Origin of the sequence: Paenibacillus qinlingensis (assembly GCF_031455095.1) — a bacterium.
In the GTDB taxonomy this organism is placed as follows: Bacteria; Bacillota; Bacilli; order Paenibacillales; family NBRC-103111; genus Paenibacillus_E; species Paenibacillus_E qinlingensis_A.
The window spans coordinates 16,778-37,877 of the sequence record NZ_JAVDSB010000010.1; the positions used below are offsets into that span (position 1 = coordinate 16,778).

The 21,100-nt window shown below is 46.3% G+C and carries 20 protein-coding genes; 1 reads left to right on the forward strand and 19 read right to left on the reverse strand.

Going from position 1 to position 21,100, the window contains the following annotated elements; genetic code table 11:
* Positions 1-168 precede the first annotated feature (168 nt).
* The 8 genes from J2736_RS22345 to J2736_RS22380 all read right to left on the reverse strand — a co-directional run bounded on the left by J2736_RS22345 (position 169) and on the right by J2736_RS22380 (position 9,748).
* A complete protein-coding gene (locus J2736_RS22345; protein WP_310500810.1) occupies positions 169-1,035 on the reverse strand; it encodes a MurR/RpiR family transcriptional regulator in 867 nt (288 codons plus the stop codon).
* Positions 1,036-1,604: 569 nt separating this feature from the next.
* Positions 1,605-2,486, reverse strand: a complete 882-nt coding sequence (rarD, locus tag J2736_RS22350; RefSeq protein WP_310500811.1) for an EamA family transporter RarD — start codon at positions 2,484-2,486, stop codon at positions 1,605-1,607.
* A 170-nt stretch (positions 2,487-2,656) separates the two neighbouring features.
* The gene (locus J2736_RS22355) at positions 2,657-3,676 is read right to left on the reverse strand and encodes an alpha/beta hydrolase family protein (RefSeq protein ID WP_310500812.1); all 1,020 of its coding nucleotides are present in this window, start codon (positions 3,674-3,676) and stop codon (positions 2,657-2,659) included.
* Positions 3,677-3,825: 149 nt separating this feature from the next.
* Entirely contained in the window at positions 3,826-4,707 is an 882-nt protein-coding gene (locus tag J2736_RS22360) for a carbohydrate ABC transporter permease (protein ID WP_310500813.1), read from the reverse strand.
* Between the two features lie 21 nt (positions 4,708-4,728).
* Positions 4,729-5,610, reverse strand: a complete 882-nt coding sequence (locus J2736_RS22365) for a carbohydrate ABC transporter permease (protein ID WP_310500976.1) — start codon at positions 5,608-5,610, stop codon at positions 4,729-4,731.
* Positions 5,611-5,697: 87 nt separating this feature from the next.
* Positions 5,698-7,056, reverse strand: coding sequence for an extracellular solute-binding protein (locus J2736_RS22370; RefSeq protein ID WP_310500814.1), 1,359 nt, complete (start codon positions 7,054-7,056; stop codon positions 5,698-5,700).
* Positions 7,057-7,149: 93 nt separating this feature from the next.
* Positions 7,150-7,959, reverse strand: coding sequence for a response regulator transcription factor (locus tag J2736_RS22375; protein WP_310500815.1), 810 nt, complete (start codon positions 7,957-7,959; stop codon positions 7,150-7,152).
* Entirely contained in the window at positions 7,925-9,748 is a 1,824-nt protein-coding gene (locus J2736_RS22380; RefSeq protein ID WP_310500816.1) for a sensor histidine kinase, read from the reverse strand. The genes J2736_RS22375 and J2736_RS22380 overlap by 35 nt, the downstream gene beginning before the upstream one ends.
* Positions 9,749-10,123: 375 nt before the next feature.
* Here J2736_RS22380 and J2736_RS22385 point away from each other — a divergent pair, with 375 nt between their 5' ends.
* Positions 10,124-10,369 carry a hypothetical protein gene (locus J2736_RS22385; RefSeq protein WP_310500817.1) on the forward strand — a complete coding sequence of 82 codons (246 nt, stop codon included), beginning with the start codon at positions 10,124-10,126 and terminating at the stop codon, positions 10,367-10,369.
* Between the two features lie 269 nt (positions 10,370-10,638).
* On the opposite strand, the gene J2736_RS22390 is transcribed toward J2736_RS22385, so the two are convergent.
* From J2736_RS22390 to J2736_RS22440, 11 genes are all read right to left on the reverse strand, one after another.
* Entirely contained in the window at positions 10,639-11,727 is a 1,089-nt protein-coding gene (locus J2736_RS22390) for a nitric oxide synthase oxygenase (RefSeq protein WP_310500818.1), read from the reverse strand.
* 14 nt (positions 11,728-11,741) lie between these two features.
* Positions 11,742-12,071: a hypothetical protein gene (locus J2736_RS22395; RefSeq protein WP_310500819.1), complete on the reverse strand. Its 330-nt coding sequence runs from the start codon at positions 12,069-12,071 to the stop codon at positions 11,742-11,744.
* Positions 12,072-12,104: 33 nt separating this feature from the next.
* Positions 12,105-12,803, reverse strand: coding sequence for a pirin family protein (locus J2736_RS22400; RefSeq protein WP_310500820.1), 699 nt, complete (start codon positions 12,801-12,803; stop codon positions 12,105-12,107).
* A 123-nt stretch (positions 12,804-12,926) separates the two neighbouring features.
* Positions 12,927-14,864: a ribosomal protection-like ABC-F family protein gene (gene abc-f / locus J2736_RS22405; protein ID WP_310500821.1), complete on the reverse strand. Its 1,938-nt coding sequence runs from the start codon at positions 14,862-14,864 to the stop codon at positions 12,927-12,929.
* A gap of 107 nt (positions 14,865-14,971) precedes the next feature.
* Entirely contained in the window at positions 14,972-15,115 is a 144-nt protein-coding gene (locus tag J2736_RS22410) for a hypothetical protein (protein ID WP_310500822.1), read from the reverse strand.
* Between the two features lie 120 nt (positions 15,116-15,235).
* Complete coding sequence (locus tag J2736_RS22415) at positions 15,236-15,997, reverse strand: sulfite exporter TauE/SafE family protein (protein WP_310500823.1); 762 nt, start codon at positions 15,995-15,997, stop codon at positions 15,236-15,238.
* 108 nt (positions 15,998-16,105) lie between these two features.
* Positions 16,106-16,651 (reverse strand): nucleoside/nucleotide kinase family protein, encoded by a 546-nt coding sequence (locus tag J2736_RS22420; RefSeq protein WP_310500824.1) that lies wholly within the window; start codon positions 16,649-16,651, stop codon positions 16,106-16,108.
* A 114-nt stretch (positions 16,652-16,765) separates the two neighbouring features.
* Positions 16,766-17,314 carry an NADPH-dependent FMN reductase gene (locus J2736_RS22425; protein WP_310500825.1) on the reverse strand — a complete coding sequence of 183 codons (549 nt, stop codon included), beginning with the start codon at positions 17,312-17,314 and terminating at the stop codon, positions 16,766-16,768.
* A 155-nt stretch (positions 17,315-17,469) separates the two neighbouring features.
* Entirely contained in the window at positions 17,470-18,588 is a 1,119-nt protein-coding gene (locus J2736_RS22430; RefSeq protein ID WP_310500826.1) for a Ger(x)C family spore germination protein, read from the reverse strand.
* The gene (locus J2736_RS22435; protein WP_310500827.1) at positions 18,585-19,655 is read right to left on the reverse strand and encodes a GerAB/ArcD/ProY family transporter; all 1,071 of its coding nucleotides are present in this window, start codon (positions 19,653-19,655) and stop codon (positions 18,585-18,587) included. Before J2736_RS22435 ends, J2736_RS22430 begins: the two co-directional genes overlap by 4 nt.
* Entirely contained in the window at positions 19,652-21,079 is a 1,428-nt protein-coding gene (locus J2736_RS22440) for a spore germination protein (RefSeq protein WP_310500828.1), read from the reverse strand. The genes J2736_RS22435 and J2736_RS22440 overlap by 4 nt, the downstream gene beginning before the upstream one ends.
* Positions 21,080-21,100: the final 21 nt, after the last annotated feature.

The following is a 21,100-nucleotide window of genomic DNA, read 5'->3' on the forward strand; positions in this document are numbered from 1 at the left end:
CTGTACTCTTTACATAATCTTTACTGGTCTAATACTAACGAAAAATTTCAATTCGGTCAATAGTTTTTGAAATTTTATTTTATTATAAAATAAATAACTGATTTTTTATTTCTAAAATTTCAACAAAAAAACGACTCCTGAAGGACGTCGTTAGTTTGTTCGAATGGCCTATTTTCTATGCTTACTGCTGGCAATAATGTCGTGTGTTTTGGCCAAATACTTCTTCACATGCTTATATTCGCTGCTCGCTACCCCAGCAAATAAGATATCAATCACCGTAAGCATCGCGATGCGCGAACCCATGGCTCCGCTACGAATCGTCACTTCTGGTGTCGAGATGCTCAGTACGATATTGGCGTTATCTGCCAAGGCGCTTTTATTGTATTTGGTAATAGCGATGATTGTCGCACCATTCTTCTTAGCAATTTCCAAGGTATCGAGGATTTCCATTGTGCTTCCCGAATTCGAAATAAAGATAGCAACGTCGCTTTTTCCAAGCAGAGTGGCTGCTGTAAGTTGGCTATGTCCATCCGTGTAGGTATGGCACATCTTATTAATGCGGGAGAATTTCTGCTCCGCGTCCATTCCTACCAACCCCGAAGCGCCAATCCCGAAGAATACGATCCGGTTGCAATCCACTAATACTTTGACCGCGCGGGCAATTTCATTGCGATCAATGACACTAAGGGTATCAACAATCGATTTGCTATTATTGTGCGAAATGTTCGAGATAATCGTCGATAGATCATCGCCAGGTTGAATATCCGTGTATTGATCCTTCTGCTCCTCATCCATCGAGCCTAAAGAAGCAGAAATACTCACGATGAAGTTACGATAGCCTTTATAACCCATCGTTTTGCAAAAACGTAGAACAGACGCATCGCTCGTTTTCGTCGCCTGTGCGAGACTCTTAATCGAGAGATGTGGAATCTCGTCCACATTATCCAAAATATAATCCGCTACTAGCTTCTCCACCGGTGTGAGGCTATCTTTCATATCGCGAATTTTGATTAAAATATTATCGTTTATTGACATATATGTTCCCTACTCACCATAATTTATCCGACTGAAATCACCTTCATCATACGTATTATTAGGCAAAAATACAAGATCCTCTTACAATATATTTGTAAAATTTAGTGATATACGTAAAATTTAATTTCATTAAAAGTTAATTATATTGAAATTATTTTACAGATTGTTATTGAAGCAATTCTTGGCGCGCTGCTTTACTAGAAGCTAGATTTGACGGCTTGGAAATCAGGGCAGAATGAGGCAAACATTTACATAAGTTACTAAGTCATCTGAGGGAATTTTTTAAATGAGCTAACTGGGTTTTATGTAGTTAATTTTACCGAAATCGTCGAATATTGGGGAATAGCTGGATTTTGTACATTTAATTTGGCACGGTTTCACCAGATAGGCAGGAAGTGAGCGAAATAACTGGAGGTTCTACAGTTAATCTGAAATTCTAGGGGAATTCGCCTGAATTACCTGTAGGTTTTCCATTTAATTGTGTCGGAGCTTGCTGCCCCCTCAGCACAAAAAAAACGCTCAAGACATAAGTCTCAAGCGGTTTATTAGCTATACGAGCTTCCCATATTCTATTCTGTTACAGCGGCTCTCGCTACGCGGACGGATGCGAAGGCATACACGATGAGTGCGCTCCAGATAAAAGCAAAGCTGATCAGCAGCACGGGGGAAAAGCTCTCTTTAAAGACAAATACGCTGAGTAAAAGCGTAATAGACGGGCCGATATACTGAATGAAGCCTAGCATGGATAGCGGCAGTTGTGCCGCAGCTTTGGCAAACCACAGTAAAGGCAATGCGGTGGCCGCGCCTGCAAGGAACAGCATGATCAACGTGATCGGCGGAAGTGTCCAGGCAGCATCTTGATGCGTAGCAAATAGGTAGATGACGTAGATGATGGCGATCGGAAAGACGAACGCGGTTTCACCCGCGAGCCCGGTTGCCGCATCGTAGGTGACTCTTTTTTTGACCAAGCTGTATAAGCCAAATGTCCCCGCTAATGTGAGCGACACCCACGGAAATCTGCCATAATCTATGGTGGCAATCAGGACACCAATCCCCGCTAAAGCTACGGCAAGCCATTGTCTGCCAGTGGGCTTTTCCCGCAAGAACAGCACCGCTAGCATAATGTTAAAAAGTGGCGTGATGTAATACCCGAGACTCGTCTCGATGACATGCCCATTATTTACTGCCCAGATAAAGATTAACCAATTGGTACTGATCAGAAGGCTGCTTGCCCCCACGAGTAATAAGGTCGTGCGATTCGTGATAAGGCTGCGAAATTGCTGCCATTTGCCTTTACCAACGATAATCAGAATCGCCATAAAGACGAATGACCAAATCACACGATGCGATAATATTTCTCCCGCCTTCAACGTCCCAAAAAGCTTCCAATACACAGGCAGCAAGCCCCACGCGATATAAGCAATAATGGCATATCCTAGCCCTTTTTTCATCGTAAAAACCTCATTTCACAAACAAGTAACACAATTCTATGAAGCATAAAATTTGTCCGACGGTTAAATAACATTGCTCCATTGTAGCATAGGCTTTGCGCGATGTGTGTGAACATTGCAAAAAGCCCCCTATACAGGAGGCTGCTGCAATACGCGGCTGAGAGTAATTATTAGTTGGAGAGAATCCAAGTAGATAGATCTTTTAAAACAGCCTGATCAACATGGCTTGGTGTCTTATATTCCTCTACTGTACCCGTGGTGGATGTCATAAACAAATGGTTTAATCCGATATACAGCTTAAATGATGCATTTGATTTTCCATCAAGTATAGTCTGATATGCTTTATAATCTTTATTCGCATATACTTGAAAATCTTTTTCTCCCTGCATAATGAGTACAGGCTTAGTCATATTTTCAAGATACTCACTAGCCGGATGGGCGTCCATCTCTTTATAATAATATCCGGTTGCACCAGCTAAAGAAACTTTCTTTGCATCATCATTTGACATCGTTTTTAGATTTGCAAAGACAGCCATTAGTGTATCAACCTGACCTTGAGCAATCGTCTTATGTTCAGCTGGAAGAGTATTTATAATCGCCATATTTTGGTCATAAATGATTTCAGCAAAGCTTCTCGGAGAGCCTGCCATAATAATAATTCCGGCAGAGTCTCCGCCTTCACTATCAATCCTTGGGGCAAGCATACCGCCCTCGCTATGTCCAAGGATAAACACCTTAGTTTTATCTATTCTCGTATCTTCTTTTAGAAAGTTTACCGCTGCGATCGAATCCTGAATATACTCTTGATCAACTGTAAAATTCGCAATATCAGACACGACTTTTGATTGATAGGTAAGTGTACGCTTATCAAAGCGTAAAACAGCAATTCCCTTTGAGGTTAGATAATCTGCTATGTCCTTAAAAGGCTTATTGCTATAAATAGTTTCATCACGGTCATTAGGCCCTGAACCAGCGACAAGAACCACGGCAGAAACCGGTCCTGTTGCTCCATCTGGTATTGTCAACGTGCCATGAATTGCCCATTCCGTATCTTTGTTGATGGTAACACTTTCTTCTTTAATAGTCATGGATACCTCCCTTTTATCAATAGAATCACCTTTATTACCATTAATTGGGGATGAACAAACAGATATAATTAAAATCATCAAGGCTATCAACATTTTTTCCATATAACCCCTCCTTAAATCATTTAGAAATTTGTCTAAATATATAATTAAATCATATCTTTCCTTTTTCAAACTGTCAACCCGCTTACCAAAAGTAAAACGCAAAAGCAGCCTGCCCTCTAACGAGGACGGACTGCTTTTTTCTACAGACCTTACCCTTTCACAGAACCCGCCGCAATACCCTCTACGATCCGGTTACTCAGCAAGATGAAGGCGATCATAATAGGCAAAATACTAATCATTAAGGTCGCACCAATCGCGCCCCAATCAGTCGTATATTGGCCCACGAAATTCTGAACGCCAACGGTTAAGGTCTTATACTTTTCCGAGGAAATAAACGTATTCACAAAAATAAACTCATTCCAGTTGTAAATCATGTTTATGATGACTGCGGTAGACAGCACCGATGCCGTCATCGGCAGTGTGATGCTGAAGAAGATGCGATTCACCGAACAGCCATCCATCACGGCAGCTTCTTCGACTTCACGCGGCAGCGTGTAATAAAAACCGAGCATAATCATGATCGTTATCGGCAGGTTAAAGGCAATGTAAGACAAAATGATCGACAACGGATGGTTGGTTAGGTTCATTTTCATAAACATACTGAATAAGGGAATGAGCGTCGAGTGCACGGGAATCATCATACCCACCATAAACAGACCCAGTACAAAGGATTGCAGCTTCCATCTCATCCGGGTTAAAGCGAATGTCACCAAGCTAGCGAGCAGCACCGTGACCCCAACCGACACTAACGTCATCCAGACGCTGTTAAAAAAGTAATTATTGATATGGCCCTGCGTCCAGACCTTTTCATAGTTCTCCCAACGCAGTCTCTCGGGAAATGCCATCGGTGCAAGATTGAAGATTTCTTCATTATTTTTCAAAGAGAATAGCATGAGCCATAAAAGAGGGAAAATCTGAATGACAGCGACAATCGATAACACGATATACAATACGCCATATCCGATTTGCCCAGGCAGCTTGCTTCGCTGGGTTAGCGTCTGTGCCTGACGACGGGTGGTTTCGAGTTGCATTGGAATCGGAATCTCCTTTCGTTACGAGTATTGGGTCTCATCTTTGGAAGCCGTCGCTTTACGGATTAACCAAGTAGCCACGAGGCAAATCAAGAGCAGGAAGAAGCCAATGGCGCTCGCATAGCCGAAATCATAGCCTTTGAACGCTTTACGGTACATGTAGGATGCCATTACTTCACTGGATCCGTTAGGCCCGCCGCCTGTCATCACGTAGATCAGGTCGAAATATTTCAGTGATCCGACGACGGCCAGAACGACCGTTACTTTCATCACTTCTGCGATTAACGGAACGCGAATGGATAGGGCGATGCGCCACGGACTAGCACCATCGATACGTGCGGCTTCGATCAGCGAGGTCGGTACATTTTTCAATGCAGCGTAATAGATCAAAATGTAAAATCCGGCGTACTGCCACAAAATCGGCATAAAAATGGCGTATAAAACAATGGATGGATTGGACAACCACTCCGGTGTATGCGTGACCCCCAAAGACGTCAGGATAGCATTCAATACCCCGTTCGTTGGGTGGAATATTTTCAACCATAGTTGCGCGATAGCGACAGAAGAAAGCAGCATAGGGATTAAATAGATTTTGCGAAATAGATTAGCCCCACGAATGTTCGCAGATAACACTAATGCCACGAGTAGATAACCAAGCAGGGAGATTGTTGAGAAGATCGCCAGCAAAAAAGAGTGCTTCGCGCTTCCCCAAAATAATTTATCCTTAAGCAGTTCGGCATAATTATGCAAACCGATGTAACTCATTTTGCCTACGCCATCCCATTTCATAAGTCCGTAGTAGCCCGTCATGATGATCGGCATATAGATCAAGGCTAGCAGCAGAAATAACGAGGGAATCACGTAGATCGCAATCATGGATTTGTTAGACATGACTTTATCCATAGCAGGCACTTCCCTTTCAGCGATTATGACAAAGGACATACCACTTGGAGGGATATGTCCTTTCCCAAATCGTTCGTTTTCGTTAGGCTACTTCGGTTCTTTCGCCAAGGCATCCTCATGATTCTTCGCAAAAACTTCCGGTGACACCGCTTTACCAAACAGGGCTTGAATCATATTCAAGTGAACTTCTGCGGAAGCTGGCTTCATTTGAACATCGGCGAACAGCGTAATATTGCTCGCTTTATTCAACTCATTTAAGAGGTCAATGTACATTTGCGGCAGCTTCACTTTGGATGTGTCTACTTTCGTTGCTGGGATTACACCGGCTTCGGAGATTGCATGCTCGCCCCACTTCTGAACGAAGAAGCTCACGAATTTCTTGGACTCTTCTTTCACTTTGGAATTGTTCGCTACGAACAAGCCTACGCCTGGTCCGCCAACCCAGCTATCCATGTTGCCTTTTCCACCGTCAACCGTTGGGAATTTAAAGAAACCAATCTGATCCTTGAACGCTTGCGGAACATCTTTATTCGTTGTGTAGTTCGGTAATTCCCATGTGCCCATCATGTACATTGCTGCTTTGCTGTTCATGAACTCTGCTTTACCTTCGTCGTTGCCAAGTCCGTTAAAGCCTTTGTTGAAGGCATTCATGTCGACAAGCTGGGAAACCTCTGATGCCGCGCGTACTAGACCTGGATCATTGAAGGATCCCGAGCGATCGATCGCTTTTTTCAAAGTTTCAGGTCCACCGATACGGTCAGCCAGGTACATGTACCAGAGTGAACCAGTCCAACGGTCTTTGTTGCCGAGTGCGATTGGGGCTACACCGTTTGAACTCAGTGTTTTGACAATGTTTTTGAACTCATCATACGTCTTAGGTGGCGTAAGATTGTGCTTCGCAAAAATCGCTTTATTGTAATATACAGGCACGATGTTCAACTCAACCGGAAGACCGTAGGTTTTGCCGCCGAATGCGTAGGCATCTGTTGTGCCTTTCACGAATTTATCTTTCAAATCGCCTTGCAGCAAGTCATCCAGCGGGGCGAACATGTCGCCTTTTACATAAGGATCCATGTAGCCTGCTGCCCACGTAAAGCCCACATCAGGAAGGGCATTCGAAGTAGAAAGCACTTTCATTTTATTCTTGTATTGTTCATTCTCGAGCACTTCCTGCTCAATCGTCACATTCGGATTCGCCGTTTGATACTCTTTGATGATATCGTTTACAATTTTGTTTTGCGTTGCGGAATTTCCTGTTGGCCACAGGTGCATCATTTTAATCGTTACTTTTTTAGCAGGTTGCGCTGTTGCTGCTTCGGTTGCTTTCGCAGTTTCTTTAGGAGCTGTCGTTGGACTCGCATTATCTGTGGAACTAGAGCAGCCCGTCAGTGCCATAGATAGGCCGAGCATCGTAGTTAGCGACCATGTAAGCGTTTTTCTTACCATGTTTGTTTCCCCCTAATCATTTATGTGCTACGTGTTTTATTGTAGCGCTTACATTGCTGCCGCAGGGAGTAACAGCTATCGGGTAATGTTCCACTATTTCGAGGTATCTATCCGATCATCCCCATCCATAATCTGTTTCCGATACTGATTGGGGCTCGTCCCCTCGTACTCTTTGAACAGCTTGATGAAATATTTCGACGTCTGGTAGCCCACTTGCTCCGAGATATCCGCAATCGTTAATCGGGTCTGCAGCAGCAGCTCCTTAGCCTTCTGGATACGGCTTCTCGTAACGTATTCACTGAAGGTGAAACCTGTCTGCTCCTTGAAAAGAGCGCTAAAATAGCTCGGATTCAGATGAATATGGCTAGCCACCTCGCTCATACCGAGCGGATCTTGAAGATGTAACTCCACATATTGGATGGCCTCTTGTACAGGAGCACTATAATTTTTGTCGGTGGTCTTCGCCTGCATCAAGCGCGTGTCCACCATTTTCTCCATCGTTTCAACGCGCCCGCGTTCTACTTCAATGCGCAGTGCCTGCTCGACAGCGTCGATCAACTTGCTTTTCTGAATCGGCTTAAGTAAATAGTTGACGACGCCAAGTTCAATCGCCGTTTGTGCGTATTGAAAATCCGGATGTCCTGAAATAATGATGACCACAGGTTTATGAGCGAAACCACGTGTTCCTTCCACGACTTGGAGGCCGTTCATTTCAGGCATACGGATATCTGTAATCAATAGATGCACCGGACGCGATTGTAAAAGCTCAAGTGCCTCCGTCCCATTGCTGCAGCTGAGTATCGTGTAACGCCCAATGGACCAGGCTTCTAATGTTTTGCGTATACCTTCTCGCGTTAATGGCTCATCGTCAACGATGAGAATGGTTTTCCCCGATTGGTTCATCGTGTTCCTCCTTAAAGATGGGTATGTCGAAGCTCACGCTGGTACCCAGTCCAGGACTACTTGTGATCGTTAAGCCACGATACGTGTCAGGAAGGGATGGGTAGTAAAGCTGAAGGCGCCGCTGCACGTTGGAAATGGCCATGCCTTTTCCTTTGGGGGATGGAACAGATGAGGATGATGAGCCTACACGCATGGCTGCGCCACCGCGTTCGATCGACTCCTGCACCGCTTGAAGCGTCTGTTCATTCATCCCCGGACCATCATCACATACCGTGATGCGGAGCCCTGTCGTTTCTATAGGTGACGGTTCCACCCGGATCGTGATTAAGCCCGTTCCTATTTTCCCCTCCAACCCATGCAAAATCGCATTCTCCACCAACGGCTGGATCAGCAACTTCGGAATGTGGACAGGGCCATACACATCTTCGCTGTCAATATTCCATACAAGACGTGAACCGAATCTCACACTCATAATGCTCAAATAACGCTTGATATGCTCCAATTCCTCATCCAACGTGACCCATACATCCTTATTAGGGTTACCGATCACATAACGAAATAAATCGGACATGGCAACCACTAGATCAGCAAGTTCCTCTTCATCTTTCTCTTGGAGGGACCAGTACAGGGCTTCCAACGTGTTATATAAAAAATGCGGATCAATCTGCGCTTGAAGAGCTTGCAGCTCTGTGCGGCTTTGAATCATTTCTTTCTCATACACCAGTTTAATAAGCCGATTGATATTGTCTACCATCTGATTGTAGGTCACATTCAAATCATTCAATTCCGTGGTGTAAGACGGTGTCAAATTCGGGGTCAATACCCCTTGCCTTGTATTTCGCATCGCTCGCATCAGCCGAAGAATCGGCCTGGTAATCATCGAGGAAAGCAGAAACGATAGAATAATGAAAAGGACTAATCCGATAGCTCCAGATACGATAATCGCCCAGCGCAACACAGAGATCCCATCGGTAATATCACTTACCGGATACAGAATCATCATCGTCCAGCCCGTCTGCTCTGAGAGCTGTTTCACCAGAATGTACCGTCTCTGCTCTAGCGTAACCTGCTGGGCATCGGTATGCATGAGTGAGCTTATGCCCCCAAGTGCTTCGCCCTCGGAAACAATCGGCCTAGCCGAGCTGTCGGCTAGCAGCATCAATTCGCGATGTCCCGTATCGGGGAGCTGGTTTTGGAAATCGAAATAGCTGCGATTCATTCGCACCATCAAATACCCGCCATTCGAGAACCATCGATCAACTAAATTGATCCGACGAATGGCGAGCACGGTTTCTGGATATTTCGGATCACTCCCGATCCAGATCAACTTGCCCTTTTCTTTATCCGCCTGTTCGATCCAATGGGGCTCGATGAGATCTGTCAGCTTTTGCTCATCTAACGGAAACATCCGCGCAAACCCCGTCGTATACAGCTCTACGTTGCTAACACCGCTGTAGGCTTGAATGTGATTGGCGATTTTCAAAAGCGACTGACGTTCGCTGAAGTCGGGTGCCTTCCCTTGAACCGAGGATAAAAACAATTGCTGCAAATACACATCATTGACAGCCTGTAACGTCAGCGTATCGATTTGTGTAATGATCGCTTCCAGCCTGCCGTTGGCTTGACTGGCGATTTGCTTCATCTGCGTCTCCGCCTTCGTATTAAGGAGGGTTGACACCGAGTTATACGTAATAGCGCCTGCGCAGATCAGAACGATAATCATCACAGCTATGAATCCCGCAAGCATCTGATTGCGCAATGTATTCCAGTTAGCCACCTTCTGCCACAAGCGGAATTCCCCTTTTCGGATATAGTAAGTGCTTTCAATATGCCAAATGATACTACATGCAAGTTAGTTTGGCTATTAAACTATTAGTGGTGAGAGAGGAACATTTTGGAGATGCGTTAGAGGTTGCTGGCGGAGTTACGGTTGATGGGGCGCCAAAATTTAATTAGTCCGATTTTGCCTAACTAAATTGAGGATTACTTGTAAAATGTGCCCAATAGTTCGATTTCGCCGAACTATTCCCCCATTTTTCTGGTTTGAATGGTTTTTCAGTCGATTTAGTTCGGCTATGTCGGACTAATTAGGATTTCATGGTGCCGCCAATGAAATTAAGTCGGCATTTTCGGACTAATTGCGGTAGTGGGAGTTATCCGCAACGTGCAAGAGCATGTAAGGAAGGCTGTGGTCCCTAGGCGGGAGCACAGCGGGGCTGGGCTGCGGACTTTGAGCGCTGTAAGTCGATTTTCTCGACTTACGGGAGCTCGACAGGCGCTTTGGCGCGCTGTAAGTCGATTTTTTCGACTTACGGGAGCGCAGCAGCCGCTTTGGCCAGCTGTAAGTCGAATTTTGAGACTGTCGATTAATTCCCAAGCGTTTACCCTACAATCGATTTTAATGAGTTAGTTCAAACCGAAAAAATACTTAATCGATTAGAAATGACTTGGCAGAACGATTCTCAGCTATTTAACGGAATTGGGACCCCTCAAAATAATTAATCGACAGTCTCATTTTTCGACTTACGGGAGCGCAGCAGCCGCTTTGGCCAGCTGTAAGTCGATTTTCTCGACTTACGGTAGCCCCGCAGGCGCTGTGCCGCGCAGCTGCGGCCCCAACCCAAAAAGCCTCCCCACCTTCACATCAAATGTGAATACGTGAGTAGGCTGATCGCGCAGCTAGCGCTTCTTGCTGTGGTAAAAGAAATTAGGCAGCTTCACTTCGTTGGTGTAGTGCTGGTGAAAAATGTGCGTCGTCGCCGGGGACATTGGCGGAATCAGCCATGTCCAATCACCCGTAACGTCGCGGCCGCTTTTCTCTTCGTTGTCCTCGAAGCGTTTGAACTGCTTCGCCGCCGTGTGGTGATCGACGATGGAGACACCGTGCTGCGCGAACGAATGCAGCACCGCTACATTCAGCTCGACCAGCGCTTTGTCCCGCCACAGCGTCGACTCGCGTCGCGTGTCGAGCCCCATGACCGATGCTACGCGCGGCAGCATGTTGTACCTGGCCTCGTCAGCAAAGTTCCGCGCGCCGATCTCGGTTCCCATGTACCACCCGTTAAAAGGTGCCGCGGGATACATCACGCCGCCCATTTCGAGGTACATGTTCGCGACCATCGGCACCACGTACCATTGCAGATTCAGATCAGCGAAAGTCGGCAGCTCCGGGTGGGTGATCGCCACCTCCACAATCAACGCCTTTGGGATCTCGAACAACCGCGGTGCTCGCTCTCCCACTTGAAGCATGAGTGGCAGCACATCATAATGCGTGCCAGCACTCTGCCAACCGAGTGCTTGGCATGCCTTGGTGAATTCCACTGAAACAGGATCACCAACGATGCCATCATCCGTCTCATAGCCCGCATAGCGTATCAGCTGCTCATTCTTGATCTGGACAACTGGCTTCCCTTCGCGGGTAGGCGGGAATATCGTAATGACGGGGCGGATCTTACCGCCATTCGTCGCTTCCTCAATATGCCTGAACAGCGCATCCGCCGCTGCTTCTTCCGTCTCGATATGACGAGCGTCGTATACACGAAGCGACTCCCAAAACAAACGCCCAATGCAGCGGTTGCTATTGCGCCAAGCCATTTTCGCGCCATGCGTCAACTCTTCCATCGTATGCTCATACGTCCCGTTATACTGAATGGCTTGCGCAATCTCGGCAATACGCCTAGCGATTTCCGCCTCACTTTTGCCCATTTCCGTATAGCATTCGTGTATAAAGGGGATCGCTTTCTCTAGCTGCTGGTCCTGAACTTTCATCGGTATAACTCCAATCACTTCACACTAAATTGGTCAGGAATATAGCTGATATGGGAAGTTGCGATGATCGTTAACTCGCCTTTATCCTCCGCAAATTGAACACCATCTTCACTCACATAGAACCATAATTTCCGTGTAGGCTCATTCTCAATCTCTTGAAATACGAATACATTAAGCTCCTCTTTCCATTTCAAAAGCTCCGCAATCCGCTCCGGCTGATCAATCTGAACACGGAACAACCACTGCTCGCCTTGCTGCTCCCATGTATAGGGCACAGGCTGCTTACCTGTATCAATAAAAGCACGACCACCAACCGCATGCTTGACTAGAAAAGTTTCCTTCATCGCTGCAACCTCCTCTATCTCTCCATTATCGCCTTATGGCAGATCAATAAGCATGAAATGTGTATCTTCGAGCGCACGAATGGTTAACGTTGACTCTCCCTGGATACGCGCACTGTCCTTTGCTTCGAGTACCGATTCATTAGCCGAACATTTCCCACTCACCAGCATGAAGAAAATACGACGCCCCTCGCCCTGCTCGAACACTAGCTCTTTCCCTGCATCCAGTTTGCTCAAATAGATGCTCATATCCTGATAGATTTTCGCGATGTGAGGTCCGCCTTCGGGTGTTACAACCGGTAACAGATGATTAACCATCGCCTCTGGCTCATACGTCACATTTTCAAAAGAGGGCTCCATCCCACGTTTCGCAGGCATAAACCATAGCTGAAACAGACTCATCGGTTCCGTTTCCGATGCATTATACTCGGCATGAATGACGCCGCTGCCTGCGGACATTCGCTGTACACCATTAGAAGCCGTAATGGCTACATGGCCAAGGCTGTCTTCATGCTTAATTGCTCCGCTGAGTACGATACTGACGATCTCCATATCGCTATGGGGATGCGGGCCAAAGCCCCGTCCTGCTGCGATATCATCGTCATTGCACACTCGCATGACACCAAAACTTACATTTTCTTCATCAAAATAGTCGCCGAAAGAGAAGCTTTTGTGGCTCTTGAGCCACCCCAAATCAGTTGAATTACGTGTATTGGCCGGGAAAACTTGAATCACAGTAATCGCCTCCTTCTAAAGTACTTCTAGCTTAACATACTGGGGGGAGGGACTCCATGTCAGATCGGTGGCGGAACGAAGCCAGTTTTGTGACAATGGCAACGTAGGTTGCATACGTCAGTTTTACTCCTCCAGCATCCACTGCTCATACAGACCATCCAACTGCGCCTGTACGGCTTCCCGCTTCTCCCAGAGCTCAGCGAGCTTCGCCGGTGCCAATGCTTCGCTTTCCTGCTGCAGCTGCTCATCCAGCGTGACCAACTCGGCTTCTACGCCAGCGATCCGCTTCTCCATAGCGACCTTCCCAGCAGCGGCTGGTTTCCCCCGCTTAGCCCCGGAAACTTCGGGCTGACTCACTTTTTCTTTTGCTTTCTCCTTCACTTTATCTGCGCCCCGACGCTCTTCAGCCCGCAATTCTTCCCGCGCGCGAAGCTCGCCGCACTTCTCTTTATAAGCATCAAAGTCACCCAAATACACGGTGATCTTCCCCTGATCTAACTCCCATATTTTACGCGCTAGCCGATTCATAAAATACCGATCATGCGTCACCGCCAGCACCGTGCCTGGGAATTCCTCCAACGCATCCTCCAGCGCTTCGCGCGATGCGATGTCCATGTGATTCGTCGGTTCATCCAGAATGAGCAGGTTCGGTCTGCGCAGCACAAGCAGAGCCAAGCGCAATCGCGTCCATTCGCCGCCGGATAAGGAACTTACCGCTTTGAACACGTCTGCGCCATAAAACAAATAAGCTGCCAGCCGCCCCCGCGCTTCCCCTTCTTCCAGCTTCGCTTCCTCGCAGAAATACGCCAGCACGGATTTTTTATCATCCGCTGGGTATGCTTGCTGTGCCAGATAGCCGATGTCGACACGAGCACCCAGCTCCAGTTCCCCGCCATCGGGCAGCACTTCACCAAGCAGCATTTTCAGCAGCGTTGTTTTTCCTGAGCCGTTATGCCCGACGAGCATCACCTTCTCGCCATATTCAAGTGCGCCGCTCGCCAGCCCTAGCACCGTCTTCTCGCCAAATCGCTTCGTGACATTCTCAAAGCGCAGCACCCGCCTGCCGGAACGGTCCTCCGGCTTCAAATCAAAATCAGCCGCCTTCGGATCCAACACAGGCCGCTTGAGCTTTTCCATCCGATCCAGCGCCTTCTGCATGGAGAACGCCCGGCGGAAAAACTTCTCATTCCCGCCAATACGCCCCCATTCGATCAACTGCTTGATCGTCTCTTTCATCTTTTTAATAGCCTTCTGCTGCTCTTGGTATTCCGCGAACTGCTGAAGCAGTCGTACTTCCTTCTCCTTCACATAACCTGAGTAGGAGCTGTGATACGTTGTCGACTCGCCATCTTCCAGTTCAACGATTTTCGTAACAACGAGGTCCAGAAAGTAGCGATCATGAGAGACAATGATACAAGCCCCATCATAATGTTTGAGGTATTCCTCTAGCCACTCCACGCCCGACAAATCCAAATGATTCGTCGGTTCATCCAGCAGCAACAGGTCTGGTTTACCAATTAACTGAGAGGCCAAAGTAATCTTCGTCTTCTCTCCCCCAGACAACGAGGCGAAGCTTCGCTCATAAAACCCTTTTGCAATCCGCAGCCCATTCGCTACCTGATCGATGCGTGCATCAAGCTCGTAACCGCCTTCGCGTTCAAATCGTTCCTGCAGATGGGCATATCGCGCAAGCAGCTGCTCCATCCTTTTCTCATCGTTCATCACCACTGGACTCGACATTTCACGCTCAAGCTCACGCATCGTTGCGCGGCAAGCCAGCAGCTCCTGAAAGCTCGAAGCAAGCACATCATACACCGTGTAGCTTTCCCAAACTGTTGGAATTTGCGCCAAATAGCCGATCCCCGTATCTTTTCGCACCGTCAACTGCCCTTCATCAGGCTTTTCTAACTTAGAAATAAGGCGCAGCAGCGTTGATTTCCCACTGCCATTACGACCCACAAGTCCGACACGTTCCCCTTGATGGATTTCAAATGTAACATCCTCGAGTACTAACTGGGCACCGTGGTATTTTTTTATATTTTGACCATTAACAATTAACATAATAAAGGATCCTCCTTGGTTTGAAGACAGACCCTGACCTGCACGCAGCTAACACAAAAAGGCCGCAGGAAAATTCCTACGACCTTTCGGATCATTTCCGTAGAGGGTTAAGGTAGGTGTCTTTTCGTGAGTTGGTAAACCGTATGCGCATAAGTGGACAGACCTCTCGCGTCTTTGACTTCTGCATGAACGATGCCAGCCATCGCAATGGGTAACTGGCTCACACGGTTGTTTACGAACTCTCGATTCATCCTACCTTCACCTCCTTCATATACACTCTGCTAAAATCATATCATAACCATCGGTCAATTCGCAATGGATCCTTCCGAATCTGGGCTGGCACATAAGGGGTACAAGGTGTACTGCTCCCACTACATCAAGCTCCAAATCTGCTTACCCACCAACAGTACACATACTGCGATAAAAAGCGGCCGCACATACGCCGATCCTTTACGGATCGCCATGCGTGAGCCCAGAAGTGCGCCGCACACCATGGCCAATCCCATCGGGATGCCGATCCAATAATTAATGGAGCCCAGCGCCATGAACGTAATTAAACTTGCGATGTTGCTGCCGAAATTAAGAATTTTGGCGTTGCCTGCTGCTTTGACGAAATCGAATCCGACCATCAGAAACGCGAAAATGAGAAAGGAACCTGTCCCTGGCCCAAAGAACCCGTCATAGAAGCCCAGCAGGAACGCGGCGCAGCCCATCAAGAAAGCCGTCCTCGCTGAGTACTGACTGAAGGTCGAGATGTCTCCCCAATTTTTGCGGAATATCGTATAAATCGTAATCAGAATCAGCATCACCACGACCAGTGGTTTTAGAAAATCGGAAGGAATTTGCCGCAGCACGAATACGCCGCACACCGCTCCAGCCAAGGATAGCACGAACAATCCCCGTACCGCTTTGAGATCAACATTCCCTGTCCGCATAAATGAAATCGTGCTTGTCAGCGACGACATCGTCCCCGCTAATTTATTCGTACCTAGCGCCAGCGCTGGTGGCATCCCTGTTGCCAGTAGGACTGGCACCGAAATAAGCCCGCCTCCCCCAACAACCGAATCTACATAGGCTGCCAAGAACCCGCCGACGATAACGAAAATCATCATTTCCCAACTCAAATGCAACATGATGTGAATGAACTCCTCTTGTGTTTGAATAAGTATGGTTTGTCCAACACCTATTCTCGCATGATGAACCCATTCAGGCAAGAATTTACCTGTGGTAAAAAATAAAAATTAAACCGAACGCTTCCGTAATTCATCTATAATCCGATCGACAATTAACACTGTAGGCCATTCACCTTGCAGGACAACATCCGAATTGGTCTTTACCGTCTTTTCCATTTCGAGATAAGCAGCTCTTCCCCTGATCAAATAGTTATGTAAGTCACTTTGTAATTCACTCATCCCATGTTCCTGCTCGTTCCGTAGAATGCGTCTAGCCATGGCAATATCCAAAGGGGTATCTATATAAAATGTCACATCAATCAAGTCTTTCACAGCATCGTTCAAGTAAGCAAACGGATAATCAAGGACAATATAGTCTAGTGATTCGTCTTTTAGTAGAAGTTGAATATCTGTAATGAGAGGAGAAAGCACCCAAGCATTGTAGTCAGCCCCTGCCTCAACCCACTCGCAAATATCTGGGCAATTCTCAAACTCATAATCATCAAAATAGAGAGCTTGAGCATGATCTAATTGATGGATCAAGTGTTTGATGGTCGTTGTCTTACCTCCACCCGAAACGCCAGAAAAGGATAGTACACGAGGCTTCTTATTCAAGTAAATCACACTCCCTCAGGAAAAATTATCCTTTAGCATATCATATTACTCTTTAATCTTAACAATAAAAATAACCCCACAGCTCATCCCTGTGGGGTATTTCTATTCCAATATTTATCTCAATGTTTTCAACGCGCCGCTCCAAGCATTCACTTGGTCTAGCATTGCATTTACGTTAGCTTTGTGAAGATCAGCTGGTTTGAAAACGGAGTAGTTTTCGAAATCTGTAAATAAGGAGAAAGTCGGGTGTACGCGAACGTCAGCTACCAATAACTCGCCAAGAATACCGCGTAAATGTTCAGCAGCACGAGCACCGCCAGTTGAACCATAGCTCACGATACCAGCAGCTTTGTTATTCCAAGCCTCACGTGCGGAATCCAGTGCATTTTTCAAAGCTCCTGTAATGCTGTGGTTGTATTCTTGCACGATAAATACGAATCCGTCTAAGCTATCAAGCTTCGCATTCCATGTTGCAAGACCTGGTTCTTCCCCAGTACCTTCACCCAAGAAAGGAAGTTTATACTCGGCAATATCTACGATTTCGTAAGCAGCATCTCCGCGTTCGTCAGCAACTTGCTTAATGTATTCCCCTACTTGTGGGCTAACACGTCCTTGACGGGTGCTACCTAGAATAATACCTATTTTTAATTGTTCGTTCGACATCTTTGTTACCTCCTAAAATAAAGTGAATTACTTACTTAACGTAACTTCATCAGTATAACGATTTTTAGGGTTTACTGGAAGTAGGCACTTTAAAGATACCCGGTATACTTTAGGATACCTACTTCGTGTATTCGAATGAACTTTCTACTTGCCGGCTAATTTATAATCCCATGTCCGATAATCTCCACTTTCATAACAACTTTGAAATTGGATTTCGCGTAGTCTGTCTCCCAGTCCATCCTTTTCCACTGATTCGGATAAAAAGCCATCACATCCCGAGCGATGCCGAGTGCATCCGAATTTGCCTGCTGAAGCAACTTGCATATCTCATTGCCTTCTTCCGTTATTACCTCAGAGAATCGCTTGCTTAACTGTTCGATCTTTTGCTTGTCTCCAAGGTCACCCTTCGCATATTCAATAACTCTGCCTTTCATGCTCAAGTTGAGTTGAATCTGCACATGCCCTTCCGCGTCAATCCACACCTCTTTTTTTCGCTCTAAATTAGATATATTAAGAGCTAAATAATCTAAGGGGTTATTTTTTCCATTAGAAGATCTCTCCTTGATATTCCTTGTAATCACGCAAATGTCACCTTTTTTGCCATTCATTAATAAATACAACATGGACTGCTCGGGCGTTAACGAAAAGCCTGTAAATCTGCGGGCATGCATAAGAGCCAGACCATCGACCACAGCTTTATCGGACTCCTTCCTCAGAATGGGAATGGCGGGATCTCGCCCGGCATCATGCAGCATAGGGTAGAGTGAATGCAGCGTCATGGATGGAACCATCGTTTCATAGCTGGCACTCTTAAGAATCTTTCGTAAATATTCACCTGCCGTTGCAGACCCAATACGATCGAGGCGAATTAAATCTCCAGCTTTCCCGCGAACAATAGATACTTTAGAAAGCATAGGCACATTGGAACTCCGAAAGGATGCATCCAGAATTTCGGCTAAATCTTTTTTGGCCAGCTTCTCACCGATCAGTGTGACTTGATTTTTGGAGGTACCTATCGGGCCAGCAATTTGTAACCCAATTTTTTTTAACAATGCATCTTGCAGCGTGGGTCCCGTTGCCGTTAGCACCTCGTGGACAGGCGCCGTTCGTTCCTTCCCCCCAGGCGATTGCACAGTCACGGTAGCGATGATCTCTTGTTGATCGTTGGTATCAATCGCGGCCGCATAGATGAGTTGCAGGTTTTTGAGTTCATTTCGATAGTTGCATCCCGAGAGTAATAGGAGGCTAAGGCATCCGATCATAAGCTTTTTCATAGCGGAAGCTGCCCCCGTTTCCCTCTCAACCAGGCAAACAGCAAGAGCACAATCGGAAGGCTGAGGACGATAAAACTATCAAATTGGGTAATATGCTCAAAAAATTGGACGCGACTCTCCGATCGCCAGAATATCCCGGTTAAACAGACCAGTGGGACAAGATAATATATGGCTTTCTTGTGCTCATTGCGATGAAATAATAACCCTAATCCTTTCCCTGCACTGTAGAGGTAACTGATCTGTGTTGACGTTACTTTTACCAGCCAGATCGAAAGAAAAATCAGATCCAACCGTTCTAGAAACGGCAGGGAAATCCCATTCAAATAGTACGGCACGGGCTGCGGAATGAAATCAAGAGAATCCGGACTAAAATTAAGATAACAGATGAAAACGATGAGCAAAAAGAAGGCGGTAGCCAATCCATTTGCCCACAGAATGGGAGGGATTATACTTTTTCCTTGGGTTTGAATATCGGAATTCAGCACTAAAACCACTTCAAAACCCAAAAAGGAAAGCACAGAACTTTTTACGCCCAATAATATGGCTTGGAATCCTTCTTGTCCCACAGGCAATAGATAGCGGAAATCCATCGTGCTAAAGTTCGTCAACATGATGGCGACCATGATAATAATTAATAAGGTTATTAACGCATGGTAACGGGCAATTACCCGAATATTCTCCTTGGCCATGTATAAACAAACGATACAATTCGCAACGATGATGAGTCCAGGGTTGGTGTGAGGTAATATCCATAGTTCTACGAACATCATTTCCATCAATAAGATCAGACTGCTCGTAATGGTAAAATGTAAAATATAAACCACGTTGACCAGATTCCCGAGCCATTTGCCCACAATGAGAGGTGCGAATTGATACAGATGTTGTCGTGGAAATCTTTGGCAGAGCATGGCGTAACCCACTAGAAGAAGCTGCACAGCAGCTCCAGCCACAAGAACTGAAATCCAGCCATCTGCCCCGGCAGCTTTATGTAAATCATAAGGGAAGGAAAGCACTGCGATTCCGATCTGCGTTTGCAAAATGAAGGCAAATAATTGAACCCGTGTCATGATGCCCTCCTATCAGACGCTTTCCCACCGAAGATTCGTTTGGGCAGTTGAACGAGCGTGGTCAGAATTCGTCTTGGATTGAATGGCGTAAACGGAAAGAAATAGGGCACGCCAAACGTCTCGAGTTTACTTAGGTGCATGAACAAGAGACTGAAGCTAAAAGCTATACCTGCAAAACCAAGCAGTGAGGACGCAATCATAATTGGAAATGAGATGAGCCGTAAGGCAAGGCGCATTTCATGTGAAGGCACGCTAAATGAAGCTACGGCTGTCAGTGAAATGACGACAATCATCGTAGTTGACACCAAATTGGCATTCACAACTTCACTTCCAATCACGAGACCTCCTACGATAGAAAGCGTAGAGGCAATGGATTTGGGCAAGCGAATCGCGGCTTCCCTAAGCAGCTCAAGTACAGTAATCATGAACATCGCTTCCATGAGTGGATTAAAGGGGATATTTTCCAATGAAGCCTTCAATGAGAACACCAAATCTATGGGCAATATATCAAAATGATTGGAGACAATGGATATATAGACAGAAGGAAGTGCGATGCCAATCATGACGCTGATAAACCGAAGAAACCGAAAAAAAGTGCCATTCCACCATCTGACATTAAAGTCGTCTGCCGCTTGAAAGAACATAAAGAATGTGACTGGCAGAATCGTCGCGAATGCACTTCCATCCACGAGTAGTGCAATACGTCCCTCCATTAAATGTGAAACCGTCGTGTCGGGTCTTTCGGTGAAAAGCAATTGTGGAAATGGCGATAAATGACTGCTCTCCAAACGATCTGTGATTTGACCCGGGGATTTGATATAGGTAGCTTGATTGGTGAGTAAATTAGCGATAATATCGTCAACAACGTTCATATCCGCGATATCACACATGTACAGCAGCATGACATCCGTCGGGCTTTCAGAACCAAGAGTAAAATGTCGTTCAACCAAGTTGGCATTCTTCAACCGTTGGTGGATTAATTGCGCATTCATAGAAATATCATCTACGAACCCGATATGCGAGCCGCGGATCGTTTGTTCATTTTGCGTATCTCCCACACTTTGTATGGCTCTTGTACTCGCATCGACCAATATGATATCCATTCTCTGCTCCAGCAGAATGACGCATTTACCCTGAAGCATCCCTGCGGCTGCTGACTGCAGATCAGTAACAAGCTCAATATCTAGAATAGGAAGTATATCTTCAAGACGTCCTTCACTCGATTGCAGCAAAGGTTTGAGAATGTCCGATTGCAGTTTATCTGTATCTGTAATTGTAGTTAGATAAAGAAGGCTACCCTTGCGGCCATGCAAGGAAAACCCTCTGGATCGCACATCATCAGAAGAATGAAAGCACTGGAAAAGATGACGAATATTCGTCTCAAGCTCTTCCGAGATTTGAGATGACTCCTGCTGGATTTCCATACGCTTTCCCTCCCGTTCTGC

Coding starts and splice junctions, on each gene's coding strand:
- J2736_RS22345 (WP_310500810.1), bottom strand. CDS start 1,035: ATGTCAATAAACGATAATATTTTAATCAAAATTCGCGATATGAAAGAT.
- rarD (WP_310500811.1), bottom strand. CDS start 2,486: ATGAAAAAAGGGCTAGGATATGCCATTATTGCTTATATCGCGTGGGGC.
- J2736_RS22355 (WP_310500812.1), bottom strand. CDS start 3,676: ATGGAAAAAATGTTGATAGCCTTGATGATTTTAATTATATCTGTTTGT.
- J2736_RS22360 (WP_310500813.1), bottom strand. CDS start 4,707: ATGCAACTCGAAACCACCCGTCGTCAGGCACAGACGCTAACCCAGCGA.
- J2736_RS22365 (WP_310500976.1), bottom strand. CDS start 5,610: ATGGATAAAGTCATGTCTAACAAATCCATGATTGCGATCTACGTGATT.
- J2736_RS22370 (WP_310500814.1), bottom strand. CDS start 7,056: ATGGTAAGAAAAACGCTTACATGGTCGCTAACTACGATGCTCGGCCTA.
- J2736_RS22375 (WP_310500815.1), bottom strand. CDS start 7,959: ATGAACCAATCGGGGAAAACCATTCTCATCGTTGACGATGAGCCATTA.
- J2736_RS22390 (WP_310500818.1), bottom strand. CDS start 11,727: ATGAAAGTTCAGGACCAGCAGCTAGAGAAAGCGATCCCCTTTATACAC.
- J2736_RS22395 (WP_310500819.1), bottom strand. CDS start 12,071: ATGAAGGAAACTTTTCTAGTCAAGCATGCGGTTGGTGGTCGTGCTTTT.
- abc-f (WP_310500821.1), bottom strand. CDS start 14,864: ATGTTAATTGTTAATGGTCAAAATATAAAAAAATACCACGGTGCCCAG.
- J2736_RS22410 (WP_310500822.1), bottom strand. CDS start 15,115: ATGAATCGAGAGTTCGTAAACAACCGTGTGAGCCAGTTACCCATTGCG.
- J2736_RS22415 (WP_310500823.1), bottom strand. CDS start 15,997: ATGTTGCATTTGAGTTGGGAAATGATGATTTTCGTTATCGTCGGCGGG.
- J2736_RS22425 (WP_310500825.1), bottom strand. CDS start 17,314: ATGTCGAACGAACAATTAAAAATAGGTATTATTCTAGGTAGCACCCGT.
- J2736_RS22430 (WP_310500826.1), bottom strand. CDS start 18,588: ATGAAAAAGCTTATGATCGGATGCCTTAGCCTCCTATTACTCTCGGGA.
- J2736_RS22435 (WP_310500827.1), bottom strand. CDS start 19,655: ATGACACGGGTTCAATTATTTGCCTTCATTTTGCAAACGCAGATCGGA.
- J2736_RS22440 (WP_310500828.1), bottom strand. CDS start 21,079: ATGGAAATCCAGCAGGAGTCATCTCAAATCTCGGAAGAGCTTGAGACG.